Raw genomic sequence first — 25,136 nt, forward strand, 5'->3', positions numbered from 1 at the left:
TCTCGTGAGCCCCGCTGGTCCCCACGCGGAGAGCTGACTTTGCGCTCGATCAGAGGCTTCGCGCTGCTGCAGGTGTTCCACAATCGAAGTTCGCTTCGGGCCGCAGCGCTCTCATTTTTGCTGAGCTTGATCCTGTTCGCCGCCGTTCAGCCGGCGCATGCGCTCGACGCGATCAGCGTCCGCAGCGACGCGCCGGCGATCGACCTGACCGGCGTGCTTGAATTCCAGCGCAGCGACACCGACCGTATCCAGGTTTCCACCGCGCCCGGCACCGACGGCATCGTCCGCCGCATCGAAGTGCGTGCGCGCGAAGGCGGCCAGAACTGGATTGTGTTCGCGCTCACCAACAACACCGACGATCAGCTCGATCGTCTGATCGTCGTGCCCCATTACCGCATCGTGTCGTCGGGATTGCTCTGGCCCGATCTCGGCCTGTCGCGCATCGCCTCGATCACGCCGTCGACCGGCGACCGCCCCGAGCGTCAGGAGAACCCGACTGCGGACGTCTTCCGCATCACCCTCGACCCCGGCGCGGTCATCACCTTCGTCGCCGAACTGCGCACCGACAAGATTCCGCAGCTCTATCTCTGGGAGCCGGAAGCCTACAAGGACAAGGTCAACTCGTTCACCCTCTATCAGGGCATCGTCATCGGCATTTCCGGATTGCTGGCGCTGGTCCTGACCATCCTGTTCGTGGTCAAGGGCAGCATCATGTTCCCCGCCGCGGCCGCACTGGCATGGGCGGTTCTCGTTTATATCGGCGTCGACTTCGGATTCTGGGGCAAGGTGTTCGACATGTCGGCCGGCGCGGAGCGCGTCTGGCGCGCGTCCGGCGAGGCCATGCTGGCGGCAACGCTGCTGGTGTTCCTGTTCGCCTATCTCAACCTGTCGCGATGGCATGTGCGCTACTCGCACATCACCATGGGCTGGCTACTGTTCCTCGGCGCACTGGTCGCGCTCGCCTTGTTCGATCCCGCCGTCGCATCCGGCATCGCGCGCATCTCGCTGGCGCTGATCGCGGTGTTTGGCTTTGCGCTGATCGTCTATCTCTCGACCCACGGCTTCGACCGCGCGGTGCTGCTGATCCCGACCTGGTTCCTGCTGATGGTCTGGGTCGCCGCCGCCGGCATGACCATCGCCGGCGCGGTCACCAACGACATTGTCGGACCCGCGCTGCTCGGCGGCCTCGTGCTGATCGTAATGCTGATCGGCTTCACGGTGATGCAGCATGCCTTCGCAGGCGGCGGCGCGACCAGCGGCGTCGTCTCCGACGTGGAGCGCCGCGCGCTGGCACTGACCGGCTCCGGCGACCTGATCTGGGACTGGGACGTGTCGGCGGACAAGGTCTTCACCAGCCCCGAAACCGAAGTGCTGCTCGGCCTCAAACGCGGAACGCTGGAAGGCCCCGCCGCCAAATGGCTCGAGGTGCTGCATCCGCTCGATCAGGACCGCTTCCGCGCCGCACTAGACAGCGTGCTCGATCAGCGCCGCGGCCGGCTGGTGCAGGACTTCCGGCTGCGTACGCCCGACGGACACTTCATGTGGTTCGCTCTCAAGGCGCGCCCGGTGGTCGGCTCGGACGGCGAAGTTTCGCGCGTGGTCGGCACGCTGACCGACGTCACCGACATCAAGAATTCGGAAGAACGTCTGCTCCACGATTCGGTGCACGACAATCTCACCGGCCTGCCGAACCGGCAACTCTTCATCGATCGCCTCGGCGCGGTGTCGATGTTCGCCAAGACCACGCCGAACCTGCGTCCCACCGTGATGGTGATCGACCTCGACCGCTTCAAGCAGGTCAACGATTCCGTCGGCATCGCGGTCGGTGACTCGATCCTGCTGACGCTGGCGCGCCGTCTCGCGCGCATTCTCAAGCCGCAGGACACGCTGGCGCGTCTGGCCGGCGACCAGTTCGGCCTGATCCTGACCTCGGAGCACGAGCCCACGCGGATCACCGCATTCGCCGAAACCATCCGCAAGACGATCCGGGCGCCGATCGCATTCGACGGCCGCGAGATTTTCCTCACCGCATCGATCGGCCTCGCGCTGAGCGATCCGCAGGTCCCGCTGACCGAGGAGATCATCAAGGACGCCGAGCTGGCGATGTATCATTCCAAGCGTATCGGCGGCGACCGCATCGACGTCTACAAGCCCGCCATGCGCGCCCGCAAGACCGACCGTCTCGCGCTGGAGTCCGAACTGCGCCGCGCCATCGAGCGCCAGGAAATCACCATTCTCTATCAGCCCATTGTGCGGCTGGAAGACCGCAGCATCGCGGGCTTCGAGGCACTGGCGCGCTGGGATCATCCAAAACTCGGCCGGATGTCGCCGTCGGAGTTCATTTCGATCGCGGAAGAAATCGGCCTGATCGTCGAGCTCGGTCTGTTCGTGATGGACACGACGGCGAAGCAGCTTGCGATCTGGCAGCGCACCGTGCGCTCGCGCCAGCCGATTTTCGCCAGCGTCAATGTCTCGTCTCGGCAACTGCTCCGTCACGATCTGATCCATGACGTGCGCGGCGTGATGTCACGCTCCGCCGTGGCGCGCGGCTCGCTTAAGCTGGAATTGACCGAGTCGCTGGTGATGGAAAATCCCGAGCACGCTGCGCAGATGCTGCACCGGATCAAGGAACTCGGCGTCGGCCTGTCGCTGGACGACTTCGGCACCGGTCACTCGTCGCTGGCCTATCTGCAACGCTTCCCGTTCGACACCATCAAGATCGACCAGTCGTTCGTGCGCACCTCCAGCCGCGGCGCGCGGCCGGTGCTGCTAAAGTCGATCATCGCGCTGGCGCACGATCTCGACATGGAAGTCGTGGCCGAAGGTGCGGAAACCGATTCCGACGCCGTCGAGCTGTTTCAGCTCGGCTGCGAATACGCGCAGGGCTTTGCCTTCGGCGAGCCGATGGACGCCGACGCCAGCCTCCGCCTGCTGACCGGCGAAAAGGTTCAGCAGCCACGCAACCGCCGGCAAAGCATCCGCAACATCACCACGCCGACACCGCCACCCGCGGCAACGACAGCGCCTGCTGCCATGCCCGGACCTGAAACGGCGTAAAAAGGTTTTTGCGCTTAGGCGTGTCCGGCTTCGTTCGACAGCATCGCCAGATCGATGCCGATCTTTTCGAGCGCGCGCTGATACTTGTCCTCGGCGTCGGGCCCGAAAATCAGATCGGGATCGGCGGGGCAGTGCAGCCAGCCGTTGTGCTGGATCTCGTTCTCTAACTGACCGGGCGCCCAGCCGGCATAGCCCAGCGCCAGAATGGCATGCTTGGGTCCGGCGCCCGCCGCGATGGCTTTCAGGATGTCGAGGGTGGCCGTGAGGCAGATTCCGTCGTCGATCGGCAGCGTCGCATCCTTGATGAAGAAGTCGCTCGAATGAAGCACGAAGCCGCGGCCGGTATCGACCGGCCCGCCTTTCAGCACCTTCATCTCCTCGGCACTGCCGGGCAGCTTGATCTGATCGGCCTTGTTAATGATGTCGAGTTGCACCAGCAGTTGCGGGAAGTCGATGCTGCCGGCCGGGCGGTTGACGATGATACCCATGGCGCCTTCAGATGAATGGGCGCACAGGTAGATGACCGAGCGGGCAAAGCGCTCATCGTCCATTACTGGCATGGCGATCAGCAACTGACCGTCGAGATAACCGGCGCCCGACATCTCGCCTTCGGCCAGGATCTGGCCACCGGCAGTCTTTTCGGTCTTCTTGCGCGTGGCCTTCATCGCAACGACTCTCGTACTGTTCAACCATCCTGATATTGGGTGCCAGTTCTGTCAATCAAGCGGCGCAGCGCGGTTGCAGCATGCTGCATTTGGTCGCGAAAAAGACTGGATCACAGGCAATTCAATGGTTCACAGGGATACCACCCTGTAAGGACGTCTGATGACACTCTTGGTTCCCGTTCGTACAGTCTCCAGCATTGCCTTCGCCGCAATTGCCTGCCTCGCTCCGGTGCACGCGCGTGCGGATGACGCCTCGCCCTGGATCAAGGACACCTACTCGGCGGTCCGGCTGATTGCCGGTTCGCGCAGCGGCAACGTGCTGCTCGGCGGCATCGGCTTTCAGCTGCAACCGGGATGGAAAACCTACTGGCGCACGCCAGGAGATTCCGGCGTGCCGCCGCGGATCGATTTTTCGAAGTCCGACAACATCGACTCCGTCAAAATTCTCTGGCCGGTACCGATGAAATTCCCCGACGGCGCCGGAGGAATCTCATTCGGCTATCATAACCAGTTGCTGCTGCCGCTGCGGATCATTGCAAAGAGTCCTGACAAGCCGGTGACGCTGCGTGCGTCGATCAGCTACGCGGTGTGCGAAAAAATCTGCATCCCGGTCGAGGCGAATGCCGAGCTTGCATTTGTCAGCGTCGCCAGCACCGAAGACAGCGCCATCGCCGCGGCACTCGAAACCGTCCCGAAGCCAGCCAAGATCGGCGACGCGACGCCGATCGCCATCCGCGGCGTCCGGCGCGACGGCAAGCTGGTGCTGGTCGATGTGGCTCTGGACGAGAAGAATGCAACCCATAAGGACAAAGAGGTCCAGCTCTTTGCCGAAGGCCCGACCCCGGACTGGGCGTTGCCGGTCCCCAAGCTCATCCAGCGCGAGGCGGACGGCGTCCTCCGCTTCGCCTTCGAACTCGACGGGCTTCCGCCGGGCGCGACTGCCGACGGTGCGATCCTGAAGCTCACGGTCGCCGGACCTGGCGGCGCCTACGAGGTGAACGCCGCCGTGCCGCCCAAGACGGATTGAGATCGCACCGCAGCAAGCCGCCGGCCGGCAAATTGCGCGTCTCCCATTCGCAAAACCGGTTCACACCTTTGCGGAAACCGCGCTATGACACTGCACCGATTTCACGGAGAGCACCGATGACCATCAAAGTTGGCGACAAGCTGCCCGAGTCCAAGTTTCGCGTCATGACCGCGGAAGGTCCGCAGGTCAAAACCACCGATGACATTTTCAAGGGCAAGAAGGTCGCACTGTTCGCCGTCCCCGGCGCCTACACCGGCACCTGCCACAAGATGCACATGCCAAGCATTTTCCTGAACGCCTATGCCCTGAAGGCCAAGGGCGTCGACACCATCGCCGTCGTGTCGGTCAACGACGCCTTCGTCATGAGCGCCTGGAAGCGCGACACCGACCAGCGCGACGAGGCGACTTTTCTTGCGGACGGCAACGCCGACTTCACCAAGGCGATCGGAATGGAGCTGGACGCTTCCGGCAACGGACTCGGCATCCGCTCCAAGCGCTATTCGATGCTGGTGGAAGACGGCACGGTGAAGATTTTCAATCTCGAGACCAACCCCGGCAAGGTGGAAGTGTCCGGCGGCGACACCCTGCTGTCGCAGCTTTGAGGCAAGCGTCTTTCGGCGAGAGCCGAAACACGCGAGATGTCGTCCCCGCTTTCGCGGGGACGACATCGGGAAAAACTACACTTCCCTTGACCCTCAACGATTTTCCGCCAGCCCGTCGCGCGCGAGCTGATCGGCACGCTCGTTCTCGGCGTGACCGGCATGGCCCTTGATCCAGTGCCAGCGAACCGTGTGAGCCTTCAGCGCCGCATCGAGCCGCTGCCACAGATCTGCATTCTTGACCGGCTTCTTGTCCGCGGTCTTCCAGCCATTGCGCTTCCAGTTGTGAATCCACTGCGTGATGCCCTGACGGACATACTGACTGTCGGTGGTGAGATCGACCAGCGCCGGCTTTTTAAGGGCTTCAAGCGCCGAGATCGCCGCCATCAATTCCATGCGGTTGTTGGTGGATGGATTTTCGCCGCCCTTCAATTCCTTTTCGACGTCGCCGAACCGCAGGATCGCGCCCCAGCCGCCCGGCCCCGGATTCCCGGAGCATGCGCCGTCGGTGAAGATCGTGACATGCGGAAGTTTTGCGTCGCTCACGCCACCATCCCGGACTGCTCGACGCCGTAGTCGCGCATGCTCTTCACGCTCTGGTGGAAGCGCAGCTTGCGGACATATTCCAGCGGGTCCTTCGGCCTGACCAGCGCGCCGGGCGGCACGTTGAGCCAGTCCACCAGCCGCGTCAGCAGGAAGCGCATCGCGGCGCCCCGCGCCAGCAGCGGCAGCGCGTCCTGCTCTTCGGCGGAGAGCTTGCGCTCGCGGGCATAGGCATTAAGGAACGCCCGCGCCTTGGTGACGTTGAAGGAGTGATCGGGCTCGAAACACCACGCATTCACGCAAATCGCGACATCGTAGGCGAGCATGTCGTTGCAGGCAAAGTAGAAGTCGATCAGTCCCGACAGCTTGTCGCCGAGGAAAAACACGTTGTCGGGAAACAGATCGGCGTGGATCACGCCGCGTGGCAACGCACTCGGCCACGCGCTTTCAAGAAAATCCAGTTCGGCGCGCAGAAAATCGCGCAGCCCGCTTTGCACGCTGTCGGCGCGTTCGGCCGCCTGATCGAACAGCGGACGCCAGCCGGACACTGACAGGGAATTGCCGCGCGACATTTTGAAATCCGCGCCGGCCAGATGCATCTTCGCCAGCGCCGCACCCACACCCGCGCAATGCGTTGCATTCGGCCTGCGCGGCCACACGCCTTCCAGAAAGGTGATGATCGCAGCCGGGCGACCGGCGAGCATGCCCAGCGCTTCACCCTGCTGATTCACGACAGGCTGCGGGCAAGTGATGTTGTGGGACGCAAGATGGCCCATCAGCCCGAGAAAGAACGGCAGATCGCCCTTGGCGACCCGCTTCTCGTACAGCGTCAGAATGAAAGAGCCGCCACTGGTGTGCAGAAGATAGTTGGAATTCTCCACGCCCTCGGCGATGCCCTTGTAGGAGAGCAGGTCGCCTATTCCGTAAGGGACGAGAAAATCCGCAAGCTCTTCGGCGGTGACGTCGGTGTAAACCGCCATCTAGTGTCCCGATTCCGAAGTTCGCATGTGTTTGCAGTACCCCTTAATGCGAACTTCGGAATCAAAGGGACACTAGGATGATCATGATTCCGGTGCGGCTTTGGATTTGAAGTTCCTAAACGGACTCGCGGCCAATTGACAGGAACTTCAAATCCGCCACACCGAGAGGTTTACTCCGCCGCGTCGTTCCGCAGCGGGCGCGGCAGCGGGAAGAATTCGTTCTCCATCGCCGCCGACACGGTTTCCACCTTCAGATGATAGTGGGCCGCGAACGCATCCATGATTTCCTCGACGATCACTTCCGGCGCCGAGGCGCCCGCGGTGATGCCGAGGGTCTTGATGCCTTCGAACTTCGACCAGTCGAGTTCGGACGCGCGCTGCACCAGCACGGAAACCTTGCAGCCTTCGCGCTCGGCGACTTCGCGCAGGCGCTGCGAGTTCGAGGAATTCGGCGAGCCGACCACGATCATGGCTTCGACCTGCGGCGCGACCTTCTTCACCGCGAGCTGGCGGTTGGTTGTGGCGTAGCAGATGTCTTCCTTGTGCGGACCGTCAATGTGGGGGAAGCGCTCCTTGAGCACGGCAACGATCTCCGCGGTGTCGTCGATCGACAGCGTGGTCTGCGTCACGAAGGCGAGCTTGGAAGCATCCTTCGGCTGGAAGGTCCGCGCCGCGTCCATGGTCTCGATCAGGACGACCGCGCCCTTCGGCAACTGGCCCAGCGTGCCGACCACTTCCGGATGACCGGCATGGCCGATCAGAATGATTTCACGGCCGCGCTTGAAATGGATCGCCGCCTCGCGATGAACCTTGGTCACCAGCGGGCAGGTCGCATCAAGGGTGAAGAAATTGCGCTTGTCGGCCTCGTTCGGAATGGCCTTCGGCACACCATGGGCGGAAAACACCACCGGGGCATTGGTCTGCGGAATCTCGTCCAGTTCCGCGACAAAAATCGCGCCCTTTTCGCGCAGGCTTTCCACCACATAGCGGTTATGCACGATTTCGTGACGGACATAGACCGGCGCGCCATAGAGCTTCAGCGCGCGTTCCACCGTATCGATGGCCCGGACCACCCCGGCGCAAAAGCCTCGGGGGGAACAAAGCACGACTGAAAGCTGCGGTTTTTGAGCGTCAGGGGTCATTTTGAGCCGGAATCAAGGGTTTCGGAACCAATAAAGGGGACTTGGGGCTGCCTTCCCCGTTCTGTCAAGGGCGATCAAAACCATTGAATGGTCCGCCCTCGGCAGACTATATAGGGACGAATTCCCGTCATCACCGATGACCAGACGGCTTTACCCCCCAAAAAATCTGGCGGGCGAAGCGTAAAGGAGATTTGCCATGAGCAATGCACCGCTGATGCCGAAGGCGACTGCCGTGTGGCTGGTTGATAACACTGCGCTGACGTTCGACCAGGTGGCCGAGTTCACCAAGATGCATCCGCTCGAAATCCGCGCCATCGCCGACGGCGACGCGGCGCAGGGCATCAAGGGCATGGACCCGATTTCAACCGGGCAGCTCTCCCGCGAGGAGATCGAGCGCGGCGAAGCCGACCCGGACTATCGGCTGAAACTCGGCGAGTCCAAGGTGATCCTGCCAGAGGCCAAGAAGAAGAAGGGCCCGCGCTACACGCCGGTCTCGCGCCGCCACGAACGGCCGAGCGCGATCCTGTGGCTGGTGCGCAATCATCCGGAACTCAAAGACAGCCAGATCATGCGCCTCGTCGGCACCACCAAGACGACGATCGCCAGCGTTCGCGACCGCACCCACTGGAACGCCTCGACCCTGACGCCGATGGACCCTGTGACGCTCGGCCTGTGCTCGCAGATCGAACTCGATTTCGAGGTGCAGCGTGCGGCCAAGGAAAAGCCCGCAGCCACGCAGTACGGCGGCGCGACCCTGCTGCCGGCCTCCGAGACCACCCGCAAGGACGCCGAGCACGAGGCTGCCACCACCACCGAGAAGCAGCGCGACGACATGAATGTCGACGCCGTGTTCGCCAAGCTGAAGACCATCGGCGGCAAGAAGGCCGAAGACGAATAAGTTTTTCGGGATCTTGCCCATATCAAGTGGGCATGATCTTTCCGAAAACCGGCTTCCACTTTTCGGGATCATGCCCCAGACGGGGCATGTCCTAACCGCCGGATGAGTGGTATAGGGGTGTGATGCGCAACCGTGTCTCGCTCCTTTTTCTTGTCGCGGCCCTGACCGCCCTCGTCTCCGCTATCAGCGGCGCACCGGCGCGCGCCGAGAAGGTTGTCGATCCCAGCACGGTTGCGCCGGAGTTTCGCGAGGCTGCCGAAAAGCGCCGTGCCGAGCAGGTCAAACTGATCGAATGCAACAACGCCGCGAAGATCGCGAAAATTCAGAAGCGCGAACTGCCGCAATTTGTCGCCGAGTGCTTCGACAAGCCCGCTGACAAGCCGTAACCGGCTCGCACCCCACGAGCACATTCGTCGTCCCCGCGAGCAATTTCGTCGCCCCTGCGAAAGGGGGACCCAGACCCCCTGACTTTTCGATCGATCCGAAATAGCGGCATCGACTCTTCGCGGACAAAAACTCGTTCGGTGATTATGGATCCCGCCTTCGCGGGGATGACATCGAATGTTTGGCCGCATTCAATCTTAAGATGACAACAACTTCACGTGCCGACACGATCTCGCGGCGCGATTGAACGCGTCCGAGGTGTGACGTGCTCCGCGCAAATGCGCGAAGGCGATGGAGCCTCGGGAGGCGCCGGGGTGCTTGCGAGACACCCGTAAGGCGAACCTTGCGATCGGCCCGCCTGCGCGGTCTTGCGAGGACCGCGCGCGCCAAATGACTTTGGCGCTGCGCCTCCCGGCGCTCCACCGTCGTCACTTCGCGAGCCGTTCCGAATGGCGATCAATCAGCCGGAACAGTGATAGGATTATATTCCGTATATCGTGATATAGTCAAGCCGGGGCCACCTGCGTCTTTGACTATCGTCATCCGCCTTCAGCAGGTAGGTTTCGATATCAGACAAGACCCGTTCTTCGCGCCGCACGGCAAGGGATTTGATGCAATACGATATCGAGGCCGACTGGCATTTGCTTTACACCTGCAACTACCGTTGCGGTTACTGCTTTTTTTCATCTGACGTGCTCGGCCAGAAATTACAGACTTACGCATCGCCGCAGCAATGGCAGTCGGCTTTCGATGCCACGGGTTATACCTGGCTGCTGCACCTCACCGGGGGTGAACCGAGCATCTATCCTTCGTTCACCGACTTATGCGAAGCGCTGACCAAACGGCATTTCATTTCTCTCAATTCCAATCTCAGCCGGCCGTTTCAATCTTTCGCAGAGCGTATCGATCCGGCCCGCGTCAGCTTCATCAATTCGGGATTTCATTTCGAGGAGCGTGAGCACCGGTCCGACAATTCCGCCTTTTTCCGGAACGTGGAGCTGCTTCGATCAAGAGGCTTCCCGGTTCTGGTGTCGATCGTCGCCAGCCCAAGCACACTCGCGCGCTTTCAGGAAGCGAGCGACCTTCTCGCGCAGATCGGGATTGTCCCCATCCCCAAAGTGATGCGAGGACCCTACAACGGTCAGGTTTTCCCCGAAGCGTACACAGAGCCCGATCGGGAAAGGTTTCGCAGGTTCGCCGCGCTGGCGCGCGACTTTTATGAGCCCTCGCTGGCGAACGCGGCGGAGCGGCCGAGTATCGACATGTTCAGGGATGACGATCTGCTTTATGGCGAGCCATCGTTCGCCGGGCAGTCCTGCGAAGCGGGACGCCGGTTCGTGAAACTGGAACCGACGGGAGAGGTCATCCGCTGCGGCGGGCCGACGGTCTATGGAAATGTTCTCGCCGGCACATTCAAACGCGCGCGCGGGCCGAAACCCTGCAACACGCAGGCTTGCGTCTATTTCTGCCAGAAATATGCAAAACCGGCTGCGCCGCGCCCACGCAGCTTCGCTCCCGAATTTCTCACCCGGTTTTCGGAATTTATCGGCGCGACCGGAAAACCAAATTAAGTTCGGCTTTGTAAAGCTGCTTCAGGAGCAAATCCCTACTTCCCCGCCCCGTCCTTCGCAGCCTTCCTTGCATCGGCGATCGCGAGCTTGAACTGCTCCGCGGTCAGGCCGCCGGGGGTGCGGACGTCCCGGCAATGAAGACGGGCGTGCCGCAGTCCCTTGGCGTGATCCGCTTCGCTGTCGCGTTAACGTTTTCGTGCGGTGATCAAAATTGACCATCAATCCGCGGCCTGCCACGGCACGGTGGCTCATCGGCGTCCTTCATAGGCCACGACCGGTGCCTGAGAGTATCGCGCTCCCGCCTCTCAAGAGAGGAACGAGTCATGCATCATCCGCAGCCATCCGAGCCTGCCCACGACCGGCACTGTGCTTTCCTGTTCCAGTGCCCGAACTGCAAGAAGCCGCATCTGATGAACATCAAGACCATCCGCCCTGCGATGTTCCGAGGGGACGATTTGATCGTCTATCAGTGCAGCAATTGCGGCACTGAAAAAACCGTCATCATGGCGTGACCGATTCGCCGATGGAAAACTGAAATCACGGAGGTCTTTGAAAGAGAATGTGTCGTCCGCGGACGGACGAGGCAGTGAAATTGCTTAAGCCGTCGAGATAAAGCCGCCCATTGGCGCGGCTTTTTTTCGCTCGCATGATCAAAATTGCTCAGACTTCCGGTTTCGCATCTCCCAAGATTGCCGCCGCCAGGCGTGACAACACGCCCCCAAATCCGTCCGTCTGGACTATAGTGGGAGTCCTGTTTCCAACACGGGGCTCCCATTTGCGCGTGGTCATCCCGCGCTGACGCCGGAGCAACCGGGCGTTACGATTTCAGGGAAAACAAATTGAGAAAAGCCGCCAAGAAACCGTTCGATCCGCAGGGGTTCCTCGACAGCGTCGGACCGGGCAAGGTAAATTTGAAATTTCGGACCGGTCAAAGCGTTTTCGCGCAAGGCGATGTCGCGGATAAGGTGTTCTACATTCAAAAGGGCAAGGTCAAACTGATCGTCGTCTCCCAGGAAGGCAAGGAAGCCGTCGTTGCCATTCTGGGCTCAGGACAGTTTTTCGGCGAAGGCTGTCTGAACGGACAATCGGTCCGGATCGCGACCACGAAGGCGATGGAGGCCTGTGAAATTACAGCCATCACCAAGAAAGCCATGGTAGCAGCCCTTCAACGCGAGCCAAAATTTTCCCAGTTGTTCATGGCGTATCTGCTGACCCGCAACAACCGGATTGAAGAAGACCTGATCGATCAGTTGTTCAATTCGAGCGAGAGACGACTCGCGCGCCTGCTTCTGCTGCTGGCGAATTTCGGCAAGGACGAAAGTCCGCAGCCCATCGACACAAAGATCAGTCAGGAAACGCTGGCGGAAATGATCGGCACGACGCGGTCACGCGTGAGCTTCTTCATGAACAAGTTCCGCAAGCTCGGCTTCATCAGCTACAATGGAAAAATCGAGGTCCATACATCGCTGCTGCACGCGGTTCTGCACGACAAGCCGGAACTGAAAAGAGACGAGTGACGCCGGGTCCCCGGCGAACACGACTGCACCCTTACTTCCCTTTCGCCCCGCCGTCCTTCGCAGCCTTCCTTGCATCGGCGATCGCGAGCTTGAACTGCTCCGCGGTCAGGCCGCCGGGGATGCGGAACGTCCCGACAATGAAGACGGGCGTGCCGCGGAAGCCGAACGCCTGGGCCTGCTCGCTGTTGCGCTTGAGCAGCGCATCGACCGAAGCCTTGTTGGCCGCAAGATCGGCCTTGGCCTTGGCGACATCGACGCCGGCCTGTGTCAGCGTTTCGTCGATGGCGGCTTCGGTCAGGCGGCCGACCTTGACAATCAGCGCGCGGTGCGCGGCCTCATACTTGTTCTGATACTTCGCAGCCAGCACCAGACGCGCGGCATATCCCGACGGATCGCCGAGAATCGGCCAGTCCTTCAGCACCAGCCGCACATTCTTGTCGTCGCTGATCACCTGATCGAGCACCGGCGAAATCTTCTTGCAGTAGGGGCACTGGTAATCGAAATACTCGACGATGGTGATGTCGCCCTTCGGATTTCCGAGCACCGGATTGTCGGCATCGCGCAGCACCGCATCCTTGCTCAGCACATCGGAGGCACCGCCCTGCTCCTGCGCCGGCGCGGTTTGCGCGGACTCGAAAGCCAGGAACGTCAGCACGAGCATTGCGGCGGCGAGGCCGGGAAAAAATCTGGGGAGGAAAGTCATAAGGTCAGTCTTTCAAGAATTACGCGGCGCATCAGAGAATTCCGAATGTCGTCCCCGCGAAAGCGGGGACCCATACGTCGTGTGTTTCCGGTAAGCGCAGGTCTTCATCTGATCCCATTCGGGATAAAACCAAACCCGGTGGTTATGGATCCCCGCCTTCGCGGGGATGACATCGTAAGGGTTGCGACGCGCTATACCATCACGCCTTTGTCAGAAACTACATACAGTGCGGCGCGAATGAGCACTATCGCGGATTGTTGAGCATGTCTTCCGCGAGATTGCGATGGGAACGCTCGATCCGCGAATTGCCCGACGCGCGGCTGCTCTGGACGTCGCGGTTCTTGCGGCAGGCCACATAGGCCGGCGATCCGGGCTCCCCTTCAGCCCGGCAGAGCGCGTCATCATCCACGGTGGCCTGTGGCGCGGTATTGCGCTCGAACTGGGCGCAGCCTCCCAGCAGAAACGCGGCGGCGGCGAAAGCGAGCAGATAGGCTGGTTTTGTTGCGGGCATCCGCGATCCTGTTGTTGCCGGCGCAGCCGGATTTGGCCGCGACCTTCGGTCCGGAATGCGCGGTTTACAAGCCCACAATGGCGCCCTCGCGGCAGAAACGGCACATCAGACCGGAATTATCCGAGTTCGATGTCGCCATCGACCGTAAAGGAGAGCGCGACCCCGCCCACCGTAAGCACCATTTTGGCGGGCAGCTTTTCATCGCCCTTCAGGCGGCCGGCGGCGACCGCATCGCGGACCGCCTTTTCGATCTCACGCTGTGAGGTGACGCCGACCTGCTTGAGAAACTTACGCACACTGGTGTTGAAGACGTCTTCGTTCATTGTGGCCTCGTTTAAGTTCGTTAGGTTCGGCCCTGCAGCGCCGTCTTGATTTCGTCCAGCACCGCCGGGTCTTCGATGGTCGCGGGCATGGTCCACGGTTCGTGATCGGCGATCTTCTTGATGGTGCCGCGCAGGATTTTTCCCGAGCGGGTTTTCGGCAGCCGCGCCACAGTGATCGCAAGTTTGAATGCTGCGACGGGACCGATCTTCTCACGCACCAGCGCAACGATTTCCTTCTCGATCTCGGCGACGGGGCGCGTCACACCGGCCTTGAGCACGAGGAAGCCGCACGGCACCTCGCCCTTCACCGAATCCTTGATTCCAAGCACGGCGCATTCGGCGACATCGGGATGCGAGGCCAGCACCTCTTCCATGCCGCCGGTGGAGAGACGATGTCCCGCGACATTGATGATGTCGTCGGTGCGGCCCATCACGAAGATATAGCCGTCCTCGTCCTCGTATCCGGCGTCGGAGGTTTTGTAGTAGCCGGGGAATTCCGTGAAATAGGCTTCCTTACAGCGCTCGTCCTGCTGCCACAGCGTCGGCAGGTTGCCGGGCGGCAGCGGCAGCTTGATCACGATCGAGCCCATGGTGTTCGGCGGCAGCGGCTTTGCGGCCTCGTCCACGACATCGACCTGATAGCCGGGCATCGGCACCGTCGGCGAACCATGCTTCACCGGCAGCGTGCCGAGGCCGACGGGATTGCCGGCGATGCACCAGCCGGTTTCCGTCTGCCACCAGTGATCGATCACCGGCACCTTCAACTGCTGCTCGGCCCACTCGACCGTCGGCGGATCGGCGCGCTCGCCGGCCAGAAACAGCGTGCGGAATTTCGACAGGTCATACTTGCGGATGAAATCGCCGTTCGGATCGTCCTTCTTGATGGCGCGGAATGCCGTCGGTGCGGTGAAGAACGCCACCGCATTGTGCTGCGAGATCACGCGCCAGAACGCGCCGGCATCCGGCGTGCCGACAGGCTTTCCCTCGTACATGATCGAGGTCGCGCCATGAAACAGCGGTGCGTAGATGATGTAGCTGTGTCCGACCACCCAGCCGATGTCGGAGCCGCACCACCACACCTCGCCCGGCTTCACGCCATAGAGATTGAACATCGACCATTTCAGCGCGACCAGATGCCCGCCATTGTCGCGCACAACGCCCTTGGGTTTTCCGGTCGTGCCTGATGTGTAGAGAATGTACAGCGGATCTGTCGCCAGCACCGGGACACAGGGAGCGGCCTTCTTCGCCTTGATCGCAGCCTCGCGCAGTTCGTTCCAGTCATGATCGCGGCCGGGGATCAGATCGCAGGTTTGCTGCGGACGTTGCAGGATGATGCAGGCCTGCGGCTTCACGCTTGAGAGGCTAATCGCCTCATCGAGCAGCGGCTTGTACTTGACGATCCGGCCCGGCTCGAGGCCGCAGCTCGCGGACAGAATGAGCTTCGGCTCGGCGTCCTCGATGCGCGTCGCAAGTTCCTTCGCCGCGAAGCCGCCGAACACCACGGAGTGAATCGCGCCGATGCGCGCGCAGGCCAGCATCGCCACCATCGCCTGCGGCACCATCGGCATGTAGAGAATGACGCGGTCGCCCTTGACGACGCCGAAATCCTGCATCACGGCAGCGAGCGTCTGCACTTCATGCAGCAGCTCCGCGTAGGTGAATTTGGTGACAGTATCGGTCAGCGGCGAGTCGTGAATCAGCGCAAGCTGATTGGCGCGCCCGCCCGCGACATGACGATCCAGCGCGTTGTAGCAGGTGTTGACCACGCCGCCCGCGAACCAGCGGCCGTAAAGCCCCATCGAAGGATCGAAGACCTTTTTCGCCGGCTCGATCCAGTCGATCTCGCGCGCAGCCTCGGCCCAGAAGCCTTCCGGATCGCGCAGCGAACGCGCATGAACTTCAGCGTAGCGGCTGTTGGATATGGCACTCATTTACGATCACTCCTGGACGCCAAATTGTAGCGGACTTTTCTTGTTGTCGGCACCAGCATTGTCAGCCTGATGCCACAAGTTCAAGCGGCAACGGCTGCGACATTGTGCTGAGGGCCTTGCAGAACATCTACTTCCTGGCGGGCTCCTTCAGCGGCATCTGCGCGCCGAGGCGCTCGATCTCGCTGAACAGGCTTTTCCGGTTGACCCGCGCGGCCTGATAGTCCGGCTTGAGCTTGAGCGCGGCATCGAAATCCGACAGCGCGCGGCGGCGGTCGCCCTTGGCGCGCCACGCCATGCCGCGGCTGTTGAGCGCCTCGGCAAACGCCGGATCGGCCTTCAGCGCCGCATCGTAGTCGGCGATGGCGCGCTCAAACTCGCCCTTGATGTTGAAATCGTCGCCGCGCGCGAGAAGCGTCTTTGCATCCAGCGCCTTTGTGACCTGATCCGGCTTGCACACGCTCATGGTCGTAACGGCAGTGCCGACCGGACGGCCGAGAATGGCGGACAGATCCTGACAAGCACCGTCGCGGCATACCCGCCACTCGCCCGCCAGTCCGGAATTTCCCAGCGCGACTTCAGGCAGGATCGGGAGCTGCGGCTTCCAGCGAAACCAGCCATCGGCCAGCCGCGCCTCGGGCGGCGGCTCCATGCCCGCACCCGAGCCCTTGACGCGGGCCTCGATGATTTCGAGTCCCTGCGGCGTGACACGCCAGTCCTCCTGCCAATCGATCTTTTCGACCGAATGGGTCCACGACAGTGTGAATGCCGCAACCGCCAGCGACTTCACGACGCCCGCGGTGGCAAGACACAGACTCACATCATCACCTCAGAGGTGGTTCTCAAGCAGCTATCGCAGCCGGCACAGGCTTCTTGCGCCACTGCCAGATCACCGCGCCGATCGCGATCGCAAAGCCGACCCAGTCACTGTACTGGAATTCACCCAGCAGACACAGCGCCGCGATGAACGACACCACGCGCTCGGCCACCGTCATCCGCGTGAACAGGAAGCCGATGGCGACCATCCCGAACAGGCCGATGGCGACAACCGCCTTGACGAAGGCATAGGCCACCGCGCCGTAAAAGCCGAGCTGCGCCTGCATCGGATCGCCGTTCTGCAACATCAGCGCGGGCGAATAGACCGCAATGAACGGGATCACGTAGCCGGCGAGCGCGATGCGCATCGCTTCCCAGCCGATCTTGTCGGGATTCTCTTTCGCAATCGGCGCAGCAGCCAGCGCCGCAAGCGCAACCGGCGGCGAGAGATCCGCCATGATGCCGTAGTAGAACGCGAACATGTGGCTGATGATCAGCGGCACGCCAAGCTTGGCGAGCGCAGGCGCCGCCAATGCGGCGACGATGATGTAGGTCGGGATCGTCGGAATGCCGGTGCCGAGCAGGATCGACAGCAGCATGGTCATGATCAGCGCGAGAAACAGGCTCTTCTCACCGAGACCGATCACCCAGCTTCCGAAAATGGTGCCGACGCCGGTCTGGGTCATCATGCCGATGATGGTGCCGACGATGGCGCAGGCCATGCCGACCGTGAGCGCCGACTTGGCGCTGTCCGCCAGTGAGTCCCGGCAGGCTGCCAGCGTCGCGCGGCCGCCCTGGGTGAGTGCGGCGATGAGAACAAGCACGCCGACGATGCCCGCGACATAACGGATGTCGACCGAGCTACCGTTGCGGAAAAGCGATCCCGCGATCAATGCAAGGCCGATCCAAAAGACATAGCGCAGCGCGATGTTGGAAAAGCCGAGCACAATGCTGGCGCCGAGGATCAGCGCCACCGTCAGCGCAAGGCCCATGCTGCCTGCGTAGAGCGGCGTGAAGCCCTCGAACAGCATGAACACCAGAGCAGCCAGCGGCAACACCAGGAACCAGCCGTTGGTCAGCGCCTTGATCGCGCTCGGGATCTCGTCCTTCTTCATGCCGGTGAGGCCGTATTTGCCGGCTTCGAGATGCACCATCCAGAACGCCGAGGCGAAGTAGAGAATCGCCGGAATGACGGCGGCCTTCACGATCACCGAGTAGTCGACGCCCAGCGTTTCCGCCATGATGAAGGCGACCGCGCCCATCACCGGCGGCATGATCTGGCCGCCCATCGATGCGGTGGCTTCGACGCCCGCCGCGAACGCGCGGCGATAGCCGAACTTGATCATCAGCGGAATCGTGAACTGGCCGACGGTGACCACGTTGGCGACACCGGAGCCGGAGATCGTGCCCATCATGCCGGAGGCGACGACGGCGACCTTCGCCGGACCGCCGCGCGTGCCGCCGAACATGCCGAGCGACACGTCGGTGAACAGCTTGATCATTCCGGCGCGCTCGAGGAACGAGCCGAACAGGATGAAGAGGAAGATGTAGGTCGCCGACACATAGATCGGCACGCCGTAGAAGCCTTCGGTGCCGTAGGACAGATGAGTGACGATCTGGTCGAAGTCATAGCCGCGGTGATTGAGCGGCGCGGGCAGATACTGCCCGAAAAACCAGTAGAGCAGACACGCGCCGCACATCAGCGGCAGCGCCAGACCCATCATCCGCCGCACGCCCTCGAAGATCAGGACGGCGAGCACGGTGCCGACCACGAGATCGAGCCGGGTCGGATCGCCGTCGCGCTGGATCAGTTCGGCGTAGAACAGATACTGATAGAGGCCGCAGAAAAATCCGACGCCGCCGATGATCCATCCCACGGCGCGCTGGAAATTCGTCCTGGCGGTGAAGTTGGCGATCAGACCGAATGTCAGCAGCAGCAGGAAGCCGACATGGATTCCGCGCACCGCCTGGCTGGGCAGGAAATTCCACGCCGCGATGATGAGCTGGAACACCGCGAAGGCAATTCCGATCACATAGGCCAGATGGCCCCATATCCCCGGACCGAAGCCTTCCGGAAATCCATGCTCGAAATTGTCGAGTTCGACTTTGACTTTTTCTTCGGTGCCGTGCTCGTGCAACATCTTGAATCCTCGCGCCTTACAGCGTCTCAGCCCATATATCCCAACTCGTCATTGCGAGCGAAGCGAAGCAATCCATTCCAGGTAAAAGCTGGATTGCTTCGTCGCTCACGCTCCTCGCAATGACGAAAACACGGATTGCCGGGTCAAGCCCGGCAATGACATGTTTTGAATAACCGCGAGCAACAGTCGTTGCCGGACCAGACCTTACTTGATCAGGCCCTTTTCCTTGTAATAGCGGATCGCGCCCGGATGCAGCGGCGCCGGGCTGCCGGTCGCCGCGGTCTCCAGCTTGATGTCCTTGCCGGCGACATGCGAGTTCGCCAGTTCCGGCAGCGACTCGAAGATCAGCTTGGTCATCTGGTAGGCGAGATCGTCTGACACGGCCGAGCTGGTGACGAGATAGTTCACCACGGCTGCCGTCGGCACGTCTTCCTTCTGGCCGGTATAGGTTCCGGCCGGAATGACGACGGAGACGAACGGAGGCCCGATCTTGTCGACAACGGCCTTCGGCACCGAAACCACGTTGATTTCGGTCGAGCTCGACAGATCTTTCAGCGATGCGACGCCAAGGCCCGCCGACTGCAGCGTGGCGTTGAGCTGACGGTTCTTCATCAGGTCGACGGATTCAGCGAACGGCAGATACTCGACCTTGCCGAGATCCTTGTAGCTCAGGTCCGCCGCCTTCAGGATCGCGCGCGCGTTGAGTTCCGTGCCGGATTTCGGCGCCCCGACAGACAACGTCTTGCCCTTGAGGTCGGCTAGCGTCTTGATGCCGCTGTCAGCGGTCGCGACAATCTGGATGTAGTTCGGATAGATCGCGCCGATGGTGCGCAGCTTCTCCAGCTTCTTCTTGAAGCCGGCTTCCTCGTCGCCGTCGACCGCCGCCTTCAGCGAGTCGCCGAGGGTGAACGCGAGTTCGCCGCGGCCCTGCTCGATCAGGTTGAGATTCTCGACCGACGCCTTGGTGGCCTGCACCTGCGTCTTCACGCCGGAAATCTTGTCGCCATAGATTTTTCCGATGGCGACGCCGAGCGGATAATAAACGCCGGAGGTGCCGCCGGTCAGAATGTTGATGAATTGCTGGGCATGAGCGGCAGGAGCGGACAGCGCGGTTACAGAAAGAACAGCGGCCGCCAGGACAGTCTTTTTCATTCCATCTTCCTTTTTGAATTTCGCGGGAAAGTGGACGGATGAGCGGTCGCGGTCAACCCGCTGAAGAGCGGAAGTGGCGCGTTCTGCCTCGCAGTTAGACGTAGGTATGAGGAACCGGCTGGGTGGCCGTTCGTGCGCCTGAACAACCGTCACACAAATTTGCTGCATTGCGAAAAATCGCAACGCTCGCAGACGCGCCGAGCTTGCTCTAGAACCTTGTGCGTGGCCGGCCAGCGGCGATCAAAGAACAAGACCCGCGCAGCGGGTTAAATCGGGAGACTTTATTGATATGACGAAACGACCTGCTTCCGCGCACCTCACCCGCCGCACGGTTCTTGCCGGCGCCGCAGCGCTGGGCGCGACACCGTTCCTGAGCCGCGCCTCGAGCGCCGCCGCATGGCCGGACCGCCCGGTCAAGTTTGTCGTGCCGTTTGCCGCCGGCGGCACCACCGATATTCTGGGACGTCTCGTTGCGCAGAAACTTTCGGAAGACTACGGCCAGCAGTTCATCGTCGAGAACAAGCCGGGCGCGGGCGGCAACATCGCCGCCGATTTCGTCGCGAAGGCCGAGCCCGATGGCTACACCTTCATTGTCGGCACGCCCGGCACCCACGCGATCAACAAGTATGTTCAGAAGAACATGCCTTACGATCCGATCAAGGACATCCAGCCGGTCACCATCATCGCCCGCGTTCCGAATCTGATGTCGGTCAATCCGGAGGTGCCTGCGAAAACGGTCGCGGAATTCATCGCGCTGGCGAAATCGAAGCCCGGGCAGTTGTTCTACGGCACCCCCGGCCTCGGCAGCACGGCGCATCTTGCCACCGAACTGTTCAAGTCGATGACCGGCATCGACATCGTGCATGTCCCTTATAAGGGCAGCGCACCTGCGCTTACCGATCTGGTGGCCGGGAGGGTCCATGTCATGATCGACAACCTGCCGGCGGTTCTGCCCTTCGCAGAAAACAACAATGTGCGCGCGCTGGCCATCAGCACTGCGGAACGCTGGCCGCTGCTCCCCAACATCCCCTCGATCGGCGAAACCGTGAAGGGCTATGACGCGGCCGCCTGGTTCACCGTGGCCGCCCCGGCAAAGGTGTCGAAGGACATCGTGATGAAACTCAACGCGAGCATCATCAAGTACATCAAGTCGCCCGACGGCATCGACCGTATCCGCAAGCTCGGCGGCGAACCGATCGGCAACACGCCCGAGGAAATGCAGGCGTTCGTCATCGCGGAGACAGAGAAGTGGGGCAAGGTCGCCGAGTTCGCGAAGATCAAGCCTGAGTAATCGCTGTGCCCTGACGCCGTGGCAGGTTTTGATCCGCTGCGGCGTCGGGGAACATTCCCGCCGGCAACACCAGTGATCCGGTTCTGACATTCGTTTCACATCTTTCGCAGGCACATTTACGAATGTCAGAACCAAAGGATCACTGGAATCATCATTTGCTAATGTCCTTTCGTATCCGACGTTTGCACGGAAGGCGCCGCAAAATGAGGCAAACGTCGGATACGGGACACTAGCGTCGAGTTCATGCCGCAACCGAACCAAGCAGAAGCTGTCAGGCGTCCCCGGCTCATCTGGCCGGTGTTAAGCGGCGCTGCCCTTGCCGCACTGCTCGCCGCGGCCGCGTTTCTGATGTCCTATAAAGTCGAGCAGCCGCCCGATAACGCCAAGGTCATCGCCGACGATCTGCGGATGACTTACGCCAGCACGCCATGCGTGGTGTTCAACACGCTGGACCGGGAACTGATCGCCAACCGCGCCGAGATCAGCGACTCATCGAAACCGTTGCAGCTCTACTCCTATGCGAGCGAGAAGACCTTTGCCGATGTCAGGGCCGACGCGAAGTGGAAGCGCGACAAGGCCTGCGATTATGTGACCGGGTTCGACCAGATCGTCACCCGCTGGATGCGTCTTGTCGGCCACCGCTCCCGCTGGACGCCCGACGGCCAGTGGCGCTGGTAGCAAATCCCTGTTCAAGCCGCTTTCATTGGACCACATTCCGGCTTCATATCGCGTGCCTGCCGGTCCATTAATGATTCAGTTCTTTTGGGGATTTCTGTTTTGAATACGACGACCGACAAGCCCGCCAAACGATCCCCGCTGTCGGCCGACGGTATTGCAGCCCCCCTGCGCCACGCGGTGTTCCGGCGGATCTGGCTGGCAAGCCTGCTGACCAATCTCGGCCTGATGATCAACGGCGTCGGCGCCGCCTGGTCCATGACCCAGATGACATCGTCGGCCAGCATGGTGGCGCTGGTCCAGACCGCGCTGATGCTGCCGATCATGCTGCTGTCGCTGGCGGCGGGCGCCATCGCCGACATGTACGACCGCCGCATCGTCGGCCTCACCGCGCTGTCGCTCGGGTTGCTGGGCGGCGTGACGCTGGCCGTGCTCGCCTATCTCAACGCGATCACGCCCCACAGTCTGCTGCTGTTCTGTTTCCTGATCGGCAGCAGCATGGCGCTGTTCGGCCCGGCGTGGCAGGCCTCGGTCAGTGAGCAGGTGCCCGCCGAAACGCTCCCCTCGGCGGTCGCGCTGAACGGCATCAGCTACAACATCGCGCGCAGTTTCGGCCCGGCGCTGGGCGGCATCATCGTCGCGGCGGCAGGCGCGGTGGCCGCGTTCATCTGCAACGTGCTGCTTTATGTTCCACTCATCGTGGTGCTCTACTTCTGGCAGCGCACGCTGGAACCATCGCGATTGCCGCCGGAGCGGCTGCGCCGCGCGGTCGTGTCGGGCGTGCGCTATATCATTCACTCTCCGCCGATCCGTATCGTGCTCTACCGGACACTTGTGACCGGCATCGCGGGCGGTTCAGTGCTGGCACTGCTGCCACTGGTGGCACGCGACATCCTGCACGGCAGCGCCCAGACCTACGGCATCATGCTGGGCTGTTTCGGCATGGGCGGCGTGCTCGGCGCCCTCAACATCTCGAGTGTGCGCGCGCATCTGAGCGGTGAATACGCGGTTCGCCTGTGCGCGTTGACCATGGGACTTGCGATCGGGGTCCTCGCGCTCAGCCGGTGGCCAGCGCTGACCGGCGCGGCGCTGGTCGTGGCGGGCGCGTCATGGATGATTGCGGTCACGCTGTTCAACATCGGCGTGCAGCTTTCGACACCGCGCTGGGTCGCAGGCCGCGCGCTGGCCGCGTATCAGGCTGCGATCGCGGGCGGCGTCGCGATCGGTAGCTGGCTGTGGGGATATGTCGCCAACGGCGTCGGTGTGGACAAGGCGCTCATGATTGCCGGTGCGGTGATGTTCGTCTCGCCAATCCTTGCGATCTGGCTGCGCATGCCGTCGACCGAAGGCGCCAACAATGACGCGGTCGATGCGCTGGCGGAGCCGGAGGTGAATTTGTCGATCACACCGCGCAGCGGACCGATCGTCATCGAGGTCGAGTATCGCGTGGCCACCGAACGGGCGCGTGAGTTCTACGACGTCATGCTGAAAGTCCAGGCGACCCGCCAGCGCAACGGGGCCTACGACTGGTCTCTTTCCCGCGACATCGCCGATCCCGAGCTATGGACCGAGCGATATCACTGCCCGACCTGGCTCGACTATCTGCGCCAGCGCAACCGCTCGACCCAGTCCGAGCGCGATCTGCATCTGCGCGCGATCGAATTTCACACCGGGCCGGAGCCGATCAAGGTTCATCGCATGCTGGAACGGCCACTGGGATCGGTGCGGTGGAAGGACGAGACGCCGGATCGCACCCGTGCGAATGACGTGCCGATCGAGACGCCAGCCAGCAGCGGCGTGTGAGCGCGGCTGCTCCGAGATCGCCGCGCCGGCAGGGACTTGAACAGCCTCATTGCGGGTGAAGCGAAGCAATTCTTCAGAAGCAAGGATTGGATTGCTTCGTCGCTTCGCTCCTCGCAGTGACGAACAGAAACATCAGTCCTTCGAGGAGGACGACTTGCTCTCGTGCCAGCGGTTGGCGCGCTCGAACATGCGCCAGTGAATGACTTCGGTCTCTGCGAATTTTTCCGGGCTGAGCCACGGCTTGAGCGCCTTGAGTGTCTTCTCCCACTCGGCGCGGTCCGGCTTCGGTACGTCGCCGAACAACTTCGACAACTCGTTCGAAACAAAACCCTTCGGCGAAACAATTTTGTTCATGATCGTCGCCCCGCACACGAACGCTACAGTCACGCAAGCGTCACATCTGAAACCATCTCCTATCGCGAAGCGAGAATGATTCGAAAGAGTCGCTCAAACGCCTGTTGATAACTTGATTCGGTCAGCTTTACTGACCGATTGAGTCTGCGGTGAGTCCAAGCGAGATTGCGCGAGAAGTTCTGCTGCGCGATTCGCCCGATTGAGCGATCATGGCAGCCATGCCCGCAGCCGCGGCGCGATTTTGAGGAGCAGGCGCAGCACGATGATCGATTTCACCGCACTGATGGACACCATAACGGTCAGCGGCGAGACCTGTTCGGTCACGGCAACAGAGGACTGGCTTCAGGGCCGCACCATCTATGGCGGCCTGTCCGCGGCCTTCTGCCTCGAAAGCGTGGCGCGCCAGTTCGGGGAACTGCCGCCGTTGCGCTCTGCACAATTCGGGTTCGTCGGCCCGGCAACCGGCACGGTCACGATCAAGCCGGCCGTTCTGCGCAAGGGCAAGTCGACGATCTTCGTCGGCGTCGACCTGTTCGGCGAAGCCGGCCTCGCAACGCGGGCCACGCTTTGCTACGCCACCGCCCGTCCGTCGGCCGCGGCATACAGCAGCCTGGCAGCGCCCGTGGTGCCGGAACCGGACACGTGTCCGCCGTTCTTCCGCAAGATTCCCGGATTGAACTTCATCCAGCACTTCGAGGGACGTTTCGCGGGAGGCAGCCCTCCGTTCAGCCAGAGCCAGCAGCCGAACTTTTCGATCTGGCTGCGGCATCAGGATGAAGCGAAACCGGCGTCGATCGCGGCTCTGGTCGCGCTCACCGACGCGCCGCCGCCCGCGGCGCTGGTGCTGTTCGAGCGGCCAGGACCGATGAGCACCATGACCTGGACAATCGATCTGCTGACCGACAGGCCGGAGACCAGAGACGGCTGGTGGTTGCTCCAGACCAAGGCCGAAAACGTGGTGGGCGGATATTCCAGTCAATCCACGACCCTGTGGAATGCGGATCGACAGCCGGTGCTGGTCAGCCGGCAGAACGTCGCGGTGTTTATGTGAGACCT

24 protein-coding genes are annotated in these 25,136 nt (G+C 61.9%); 12 read left to right on the plus strand and 12 right to left on the minus strand.

The window, feature by feature from the left end:
- Nucleotides 1-72 precede the first annotated feature (72 nt).
- Complete coding sequence (locus tag ACP7AL_RS15415; protein ID WP_425992988.1) at nt 73-3,057, plus strand: EAL domain-containing protein; 2,985 nt, start codon at nt 73-75, stop codon at nt 3,055-3,057.
- A 14-nt stretch (nt 3,058-3,071) separates the two neighbouring features.
- On the opposite strand, the gene ACP7AL_RS15420 is transcribed toward ACP7AL_RS15415, so the two are convergent.
- Nucleotides 3,072-3,722, minus strand: coding sequence for a YqgE/AlgH family protein (locus ACP7AL_RS15420; RefSeq protein WP_024577327.1), 651 nt, complete (start codon nt 3,720-3,722; stop codon nt 3,072-3,074).
- A 160-nt stretch (nt 3,723-3,882) separates the two neighbouring features.
- Between ACP7AL_RS15420 and ACP7AL_RS15425 the strand changes: the two genes are divergently transcribed.
- Complete coding sequence (locus ACP7AL_RS15425) at nt 3,883-4,749, plus strand: protein-disulfide reductase DsbD domain-containing protein (RefSeq protein ID WP_024919660.1); 867 nt, start codon at nt 3,883-3,885, stop codon at nt 4,747-4,749.
- Nucleotides 4,750-4,865: 116 nt separating this feature from the next.
- Nucleotides 4,866-5,351 (plus strand): peroxiredoxin, encoded by a 486-nt coding sequence (locus ACP7AL_RS15430; RefSeq protein WP_006022817.1) that lies wholly within the window; start codon nt 4,866-4,868, stop codon nt 5,349-5,351.
- Between the two features lie 93 nt (nt 5,352-5,444).
- On the opposite strand, the gene rnhA is transcribed toward ACP7AL_RS15430, so the two are convergent.
- The 3 genes from rnhA to ispH all read right to left on the minus strand — a co-directional run bounded on the left by rnhA (nt 5,445) and on the right by ispH (nt 8,013).
- A complete protein-coding gene (rnhA, locus tag ACP7AL_RS15435; RefSeq protein ID WP_006022818.1) occupies nt 5,445-5,894 on the minus strand; it encodes a ribonuclease HI in 450 nt (149 codons plus the stop codon).
- A complete protein-coding gene (locus ACP7AL_RS15440) occupies nt 5,891-6,871 on the minus strand; it encodes a homoserine kinase (RefSeq protein WP_024919661.1) in 981 nt (326 codons plus the stop codon). Before ACP7AL_RS15440 ends, rnhA begins: the two co-directional genes overlap by 4 nt.
- 170 nt (nt 6,872-7,041) lie before the next feature.
- On the minus strand, nt 7,042-8,013 hold the full coding sequence (gene ispH, locus ACP7AL_RS15445) for a 4-hydroxy-3-methylbut-2-enyl diphosphate reductase (protein ID WP_425992588.1): 972 nt from the start codon (nt 8,011-8,013) through the stop codon (nt 7,042-7,044).
- Between the two features lie 196 nt (nt 8,014-8,209).
- On the opposite strand from ispH, the gene ACP7AL_RS15450 reads away from it, so the two are divergent.
- From ACP7AL_RS15450 to ACP7AL_RS15470, 5 genes are all read left to right on the plus strand, one after another.
- Complete coding sequence (locus ACP7AL_RS15450) at nt 8,210-8,911, plus strand: DUF1013 domain-containing protein (RefSeq protein ID WP_006022821.1); 702 nt, start codon at nt 8,210-8,212, stop codon at nt 8,909-8,911.
- Nucleotides 8,912-9,033: 122 nt separating this feature from the next.
- A complete protein-coding gene (locus tag ACP7AL_RS15455) occupies nt 9,034-9,297 on the plus strand; it encodes a hypothetical protein (protein WP_425992590.1) in 264 nt (87 codons plus the stop codon).
- Nucleotides 9,298-9,906: 609 nt separating this feature from the next.
- The gene (locus ACP7AL_RS15460) at nt 9,907-10,866 is read left to right on the plus strand and encodes a radical SAM protein (RefSeq protein ID WP_425992592.1); all 960 of its coding nucleotides are present in this window, start codon (nt 9,907-9,909) and stop codon (nt 10,864-10,866) included.
- Between the two features lie 323 nt (nt 10,867-11,189).
- Nucleotides 11,190-11,378: a hypothetical protein gene (locus ACP7AL_RS15465; protein ID WP_425992595.1), complete on the plus strand. Its 189-nt coding sequence runs from the start codon at nt 11,190-11,192 to the stop codon at nt 11,376-11,378.
- A gap of 327 nt (nt 11,379-11,705) precedes the next feature.
- Nucleotides 11,706-12,383 (plus strand): Crp/Fnr family transcriptional regulator, encoded by a 678-nt coding sequence (locus ACP7AL_RS15470; protein ID WP_425992597.1) that lies wholly within the window; start codon nt 11,706-11,708, stop codon nt 12,381-12,383.
- A gap of 31 nt (nt 12,384-12,414) precedes the next feature.
- Here the strand turns inward: ACP7AL_RS15470 and ACP7AL_RS15475 are convergent, their stop codons facing one another.
- The 7 genes from ACP7AL_RS15475 to ACP7AL_RS15505 all read right to left on the minus strand — a co-directional run bounded on the left by ACP7AL_RS15475 (nt 12,415) and on the right by ACP7AL_RS15505 (nt 19,957).
- Nucleotides 12,415-13,086 carry a DsbA family protein gene (locus ACP7AL_RS15475; RefSeq protein ID WP_425992599.1) on the minus strand — a complete coding sequence of 224 codons (672 nt, stop codon included), beginning with the start codon at nt 13,084-13,086 and terminating at the stop codon, nt 12,415-12,417.
- 244 nt (nt 13,087-13,330) lie between these two features.
- Nucleotides 13,331-13,597: a hypothetical protein gene (locus ACP7AL_RS15480; protein ID WP_006022826.1), complete on the minus strand. Its 267-nt coding sequence runs from the start codon at nt 13,595-13,597 to the stop codon at nt 13,331-13,333.
- A gap of 116 nt (nt 13,598-13,713) precedes the next feature.
- Nucleotides 13,714-13,920 carry a DUF6494 family protein gene (locus ACP7AL_RS15485; protein WP_006022827.1) on the minus strand — a complete coding sequence of 69 codons (207 nt, stop codon included), beginning with the start codon at nt 13,918-13,920 and terminating at the stop codon, nt 13,714-13,716.
- A 20-nt stretch (nt 13,921-13,940) separates the two neighbouring features.
- Nucleotides 13,941-15,851, minus strand: a complete 1,911-nt coding sequence (locus ACP7AL_RS15490; protein WP_425992602.1) for a propionyl-CoA synthetase — start codon at nt 15,849-15,851, stop codon at nt 13,941-13,943.
- Between the two features lie 127 nt (nt 15,852-15,978).
- Nucleotides 15,979-16,668, minus strand: coding sequence for a DUF1850 domain-containing protein (locus tag ACP7AL_RS15495; RefSeq protein ID WP_425992603.1), 690 nt, complete (start codon nt 16,666-16,668; stop codon nt 15,979-15,981).
- A 22-nt stretch (nt 16,669-16,690) separates the two neighbouring features.
- On the minus strand, nt 16,691-18,805 hold the full coding sequence (locus ACP7AL_RS15500; RefSeq protein WP_425992605.1) for a TRAP transporter permease: 2,115 nt from the start codon (nt 18,803-18,805) through the stop codon (nt 16,691-16,693).
- A gap of 204 nt (nt 18,806-19,009) precedes the next feature.
- Nucleotides 19,010-19,957 (minus strand): TAXI family TRAP transporter solute-binding subunit, encoded by a 948-nt coding sequence (locus ACP7AL_RS15505; protein ID WP_006022831.1) that lies wholly within the window; start codon nt 19,955-19,957, stop codon nt 19,010-19,012.
- Between the two features lie 289 nt (nt 19,958-20,246).
- On the opposite strand from ACP7AL_RS15505, the gene ACP7AL_RS15510 reads away from it, so the two are divergent.
- The 3 genes from ACP7AL_RS15510 (at nt 20,247) to ACP7AL_RS15520 (ending at nt 23,726) form a co-directional block, all read left to right on the plus strand.
- Nucleotides 20,247-21,248: a Bug family tripartite tricarboxylate transporter substrate binding protein gene (locus tag ACP7AL_RS15510; protein ID WP_425992608.1), complete on the plus strand. Its 1,002-nt coding sequence runs from the start codon at nt 20,247-20,249 to the stop codon at nt 21,246-21,248.
- A gap of 243 nt (nt 21,249-21,491) precedes the next feature.
- Nucleotides 21,492-21,926: a hypothetical protein gene (locus ACP7AL_RS15515; protein WP_425992610.1), complete on the plus strand. Its 435-nt coding sequence runs from the start codon at nt 21,492-21,494 to the stop codon at nt 21,924-21,926.
- 99 nt (nt 21,927-22,025) lie between these two features.
- The gene (locus tag ACP7AL_RS15520; protein WP_425992612.1) at nt 22,026-23,726 is read left to right on the plus strand and encodes an MFS transporter; all 1,701 of its coding nucleotides are present in this window, start codon (nt 22,026-22,028) and stop codon (nt 23,724-23,726) included.
- Between the two features lie 132 nt (nt 23,727-23,858).
- Here the strand turns inward: ACP7AL_RS15520 and ACP7AL_RS15525 are convergent, their stop codons facing one another.
- Complete coding sequence (locus ACP7AL_RS15525) at nt 23,859-24,080, minus strand: hypothetical protein (RefSeq protein WP_081758561.1); 222 nt, start codon at nt 24,078-24,080, stop codon at nt 23,859-23,861.
- 262 nt (nt 24,081-24,342) lie between these two features.
- Between ACP7AL_RS15525 and ACP7AL_RS15530 the strand changes: the two genes are divergently transcribed.
- Entirely contained in the window at nt 24,343-25,131 is a 789-nt protein-coding gene (locus tag ACP7AL_RS15530; protein ID WP_425992614.1) for a thioesterase family protein, read from the plus strand.
- Nucleotides 25,132-25,136 lie beyond the last annotated feature (5 nt).

It is taken from the genome of Afipia sp. DC4300-2b1, from assembly GCF_049895725.1.
Classification (GTDB): domain Bacteria; phylum Pseudomonadota; class Alphaproteobacteria; order Rhizobiales; family Xanthobacteraceae; genus Afipia; species Afipia broomeae.

Coding starts and splice junctions, on each gene's coding strand:
- ispH (WP_425992588.1), bottom strand. CDS start 8,013: ATGACCCCTGACGCTCAAAAACCGCAGCTTTCAGTCGTGCTTTGTTCC.
- ACP7AL_RS15500 (WP_425992605.1), bottom strand. CDS start 18,805: ATGTTGCACGAGCACGGCACCGAAGAAAAAGTCAAAGTCGAACTCGAC.
- ACP7AL_RS15530 (WP_425992614.1), top strand. CDS start 24,343: ATGATCGATTTCACCGCACTGATGGACACCATAACGGTCAGCGGCGAG.
- ACP7AL_RS15485 (WP_006022827.1), bottom strand. CDS start 13,920: ATGAACGAAGACGTCTTCAACACCAGTGTGCGTAAGTTTCTCAAGCAG.
- ACP7AL_RS15430 (WP_006022817.1), top strand. CDS start 4,866: ATGACCATCAAAGTTGGCGACAAGCTGCCCGAGTCCAAGTTTCGCGTC.
- ACP7AL_RS15525 (WP_081758561.1), bottom strand. CDS start 24,080: ATGAACAAAATTGTTTCGCCGAAGGGTTTTGTTTCGAACGAGTTGTCG.
- ACP7AL_RS15490 (WP_425992602.1), bottom strand. CDS start 15,851: ATGAGTGCCATATCCAACAGCCGCTACGCTGAAGTTCATGCGCGTTCG.
- ACP7AL_RS15505 (WP_006022831.1), bottom strand. CDS start 19,957: ATGAAAAAGACTGTCCTGGCGGCCGCTGTTCTTTCTGTAACCGCGCTG.
- ACP7AL_RS15515 (WP_425992610.1), top strand. CDS start 21,492: ATGCCGCAACCGAACCAAGCAGAAGCTGTCAGGCGTCCCCGGCTCATC.
- ACP7AL_RS15510 (WP_425992608.1), top strand. CDS start 20,247: ATGACGAAACGACCTGCTTCCGCGCACCTCACCCGCCGCACGGTTCTT.
- ACP7AL_RS15460 (WP_425992592.1), top strand. CDS start 9,907: ATGCAATACGATATCGAGGCCGACTGGCATTTGCTTTACACCTGCAAC.
- ACP7AL_RS15440 (WP_024919661.1), bottom strand. CDS start 6,871: ATGGCGGTTTACACCGACGTCACCGCCGAAGAGCTTGCGGATTTTCTC.
- ACP7AL_RS15450 (WP_006022821.1), top strand. CDS start 8,210: ATGAGCAATGCACCGCTGATGCCGAAGGCGACTGCCGTGTGGCTGGTT.
- ACP7AL_RS15425 (WP_024919660.1), top strand. CDS start 3,883: ATGACACTCTTGGTTCCCGTTCGTACAGTCTCCAGCATTGCCTTCGCC.
- ACP7AL_RS15465 (WP_425992595.1), top strand. CDS start 11,190: ATGCATCATCCGCAGCCATCCGAGCCTGCCCACGACCGGCACTGTGCT.
- ACP7AL_RS15455 (WP_425992590.1), top strand. CDS start 9,034: ATGCGCAACCGTGTCTCGCTCCTTTTTCTTGTCGCGGCCCTGACCGCC.
- ACP7AL_RS15480 (WP_006022826.1), bottom strand. CDS start 13,597: ATGCCCGCAACAAAACCAGCCTATCTGCTCGCTTTCGCCGCCGCCGCG.
- ACP7AL_RS15475 (WP_425992599.1), bottom strand. CDS start 13,086: ATGACTTTCCTCCCCAGATTTTTTCCCGGCCTCGCCGCCGCAATGCTC.
- ACP7AL_RS15420 (WP_024577327.1), bottom strand. CDS start 3,722: ATGAAGGCCACGCGCAAGAAGACCGAAAAGACTGCCGGTGGCCAGATC.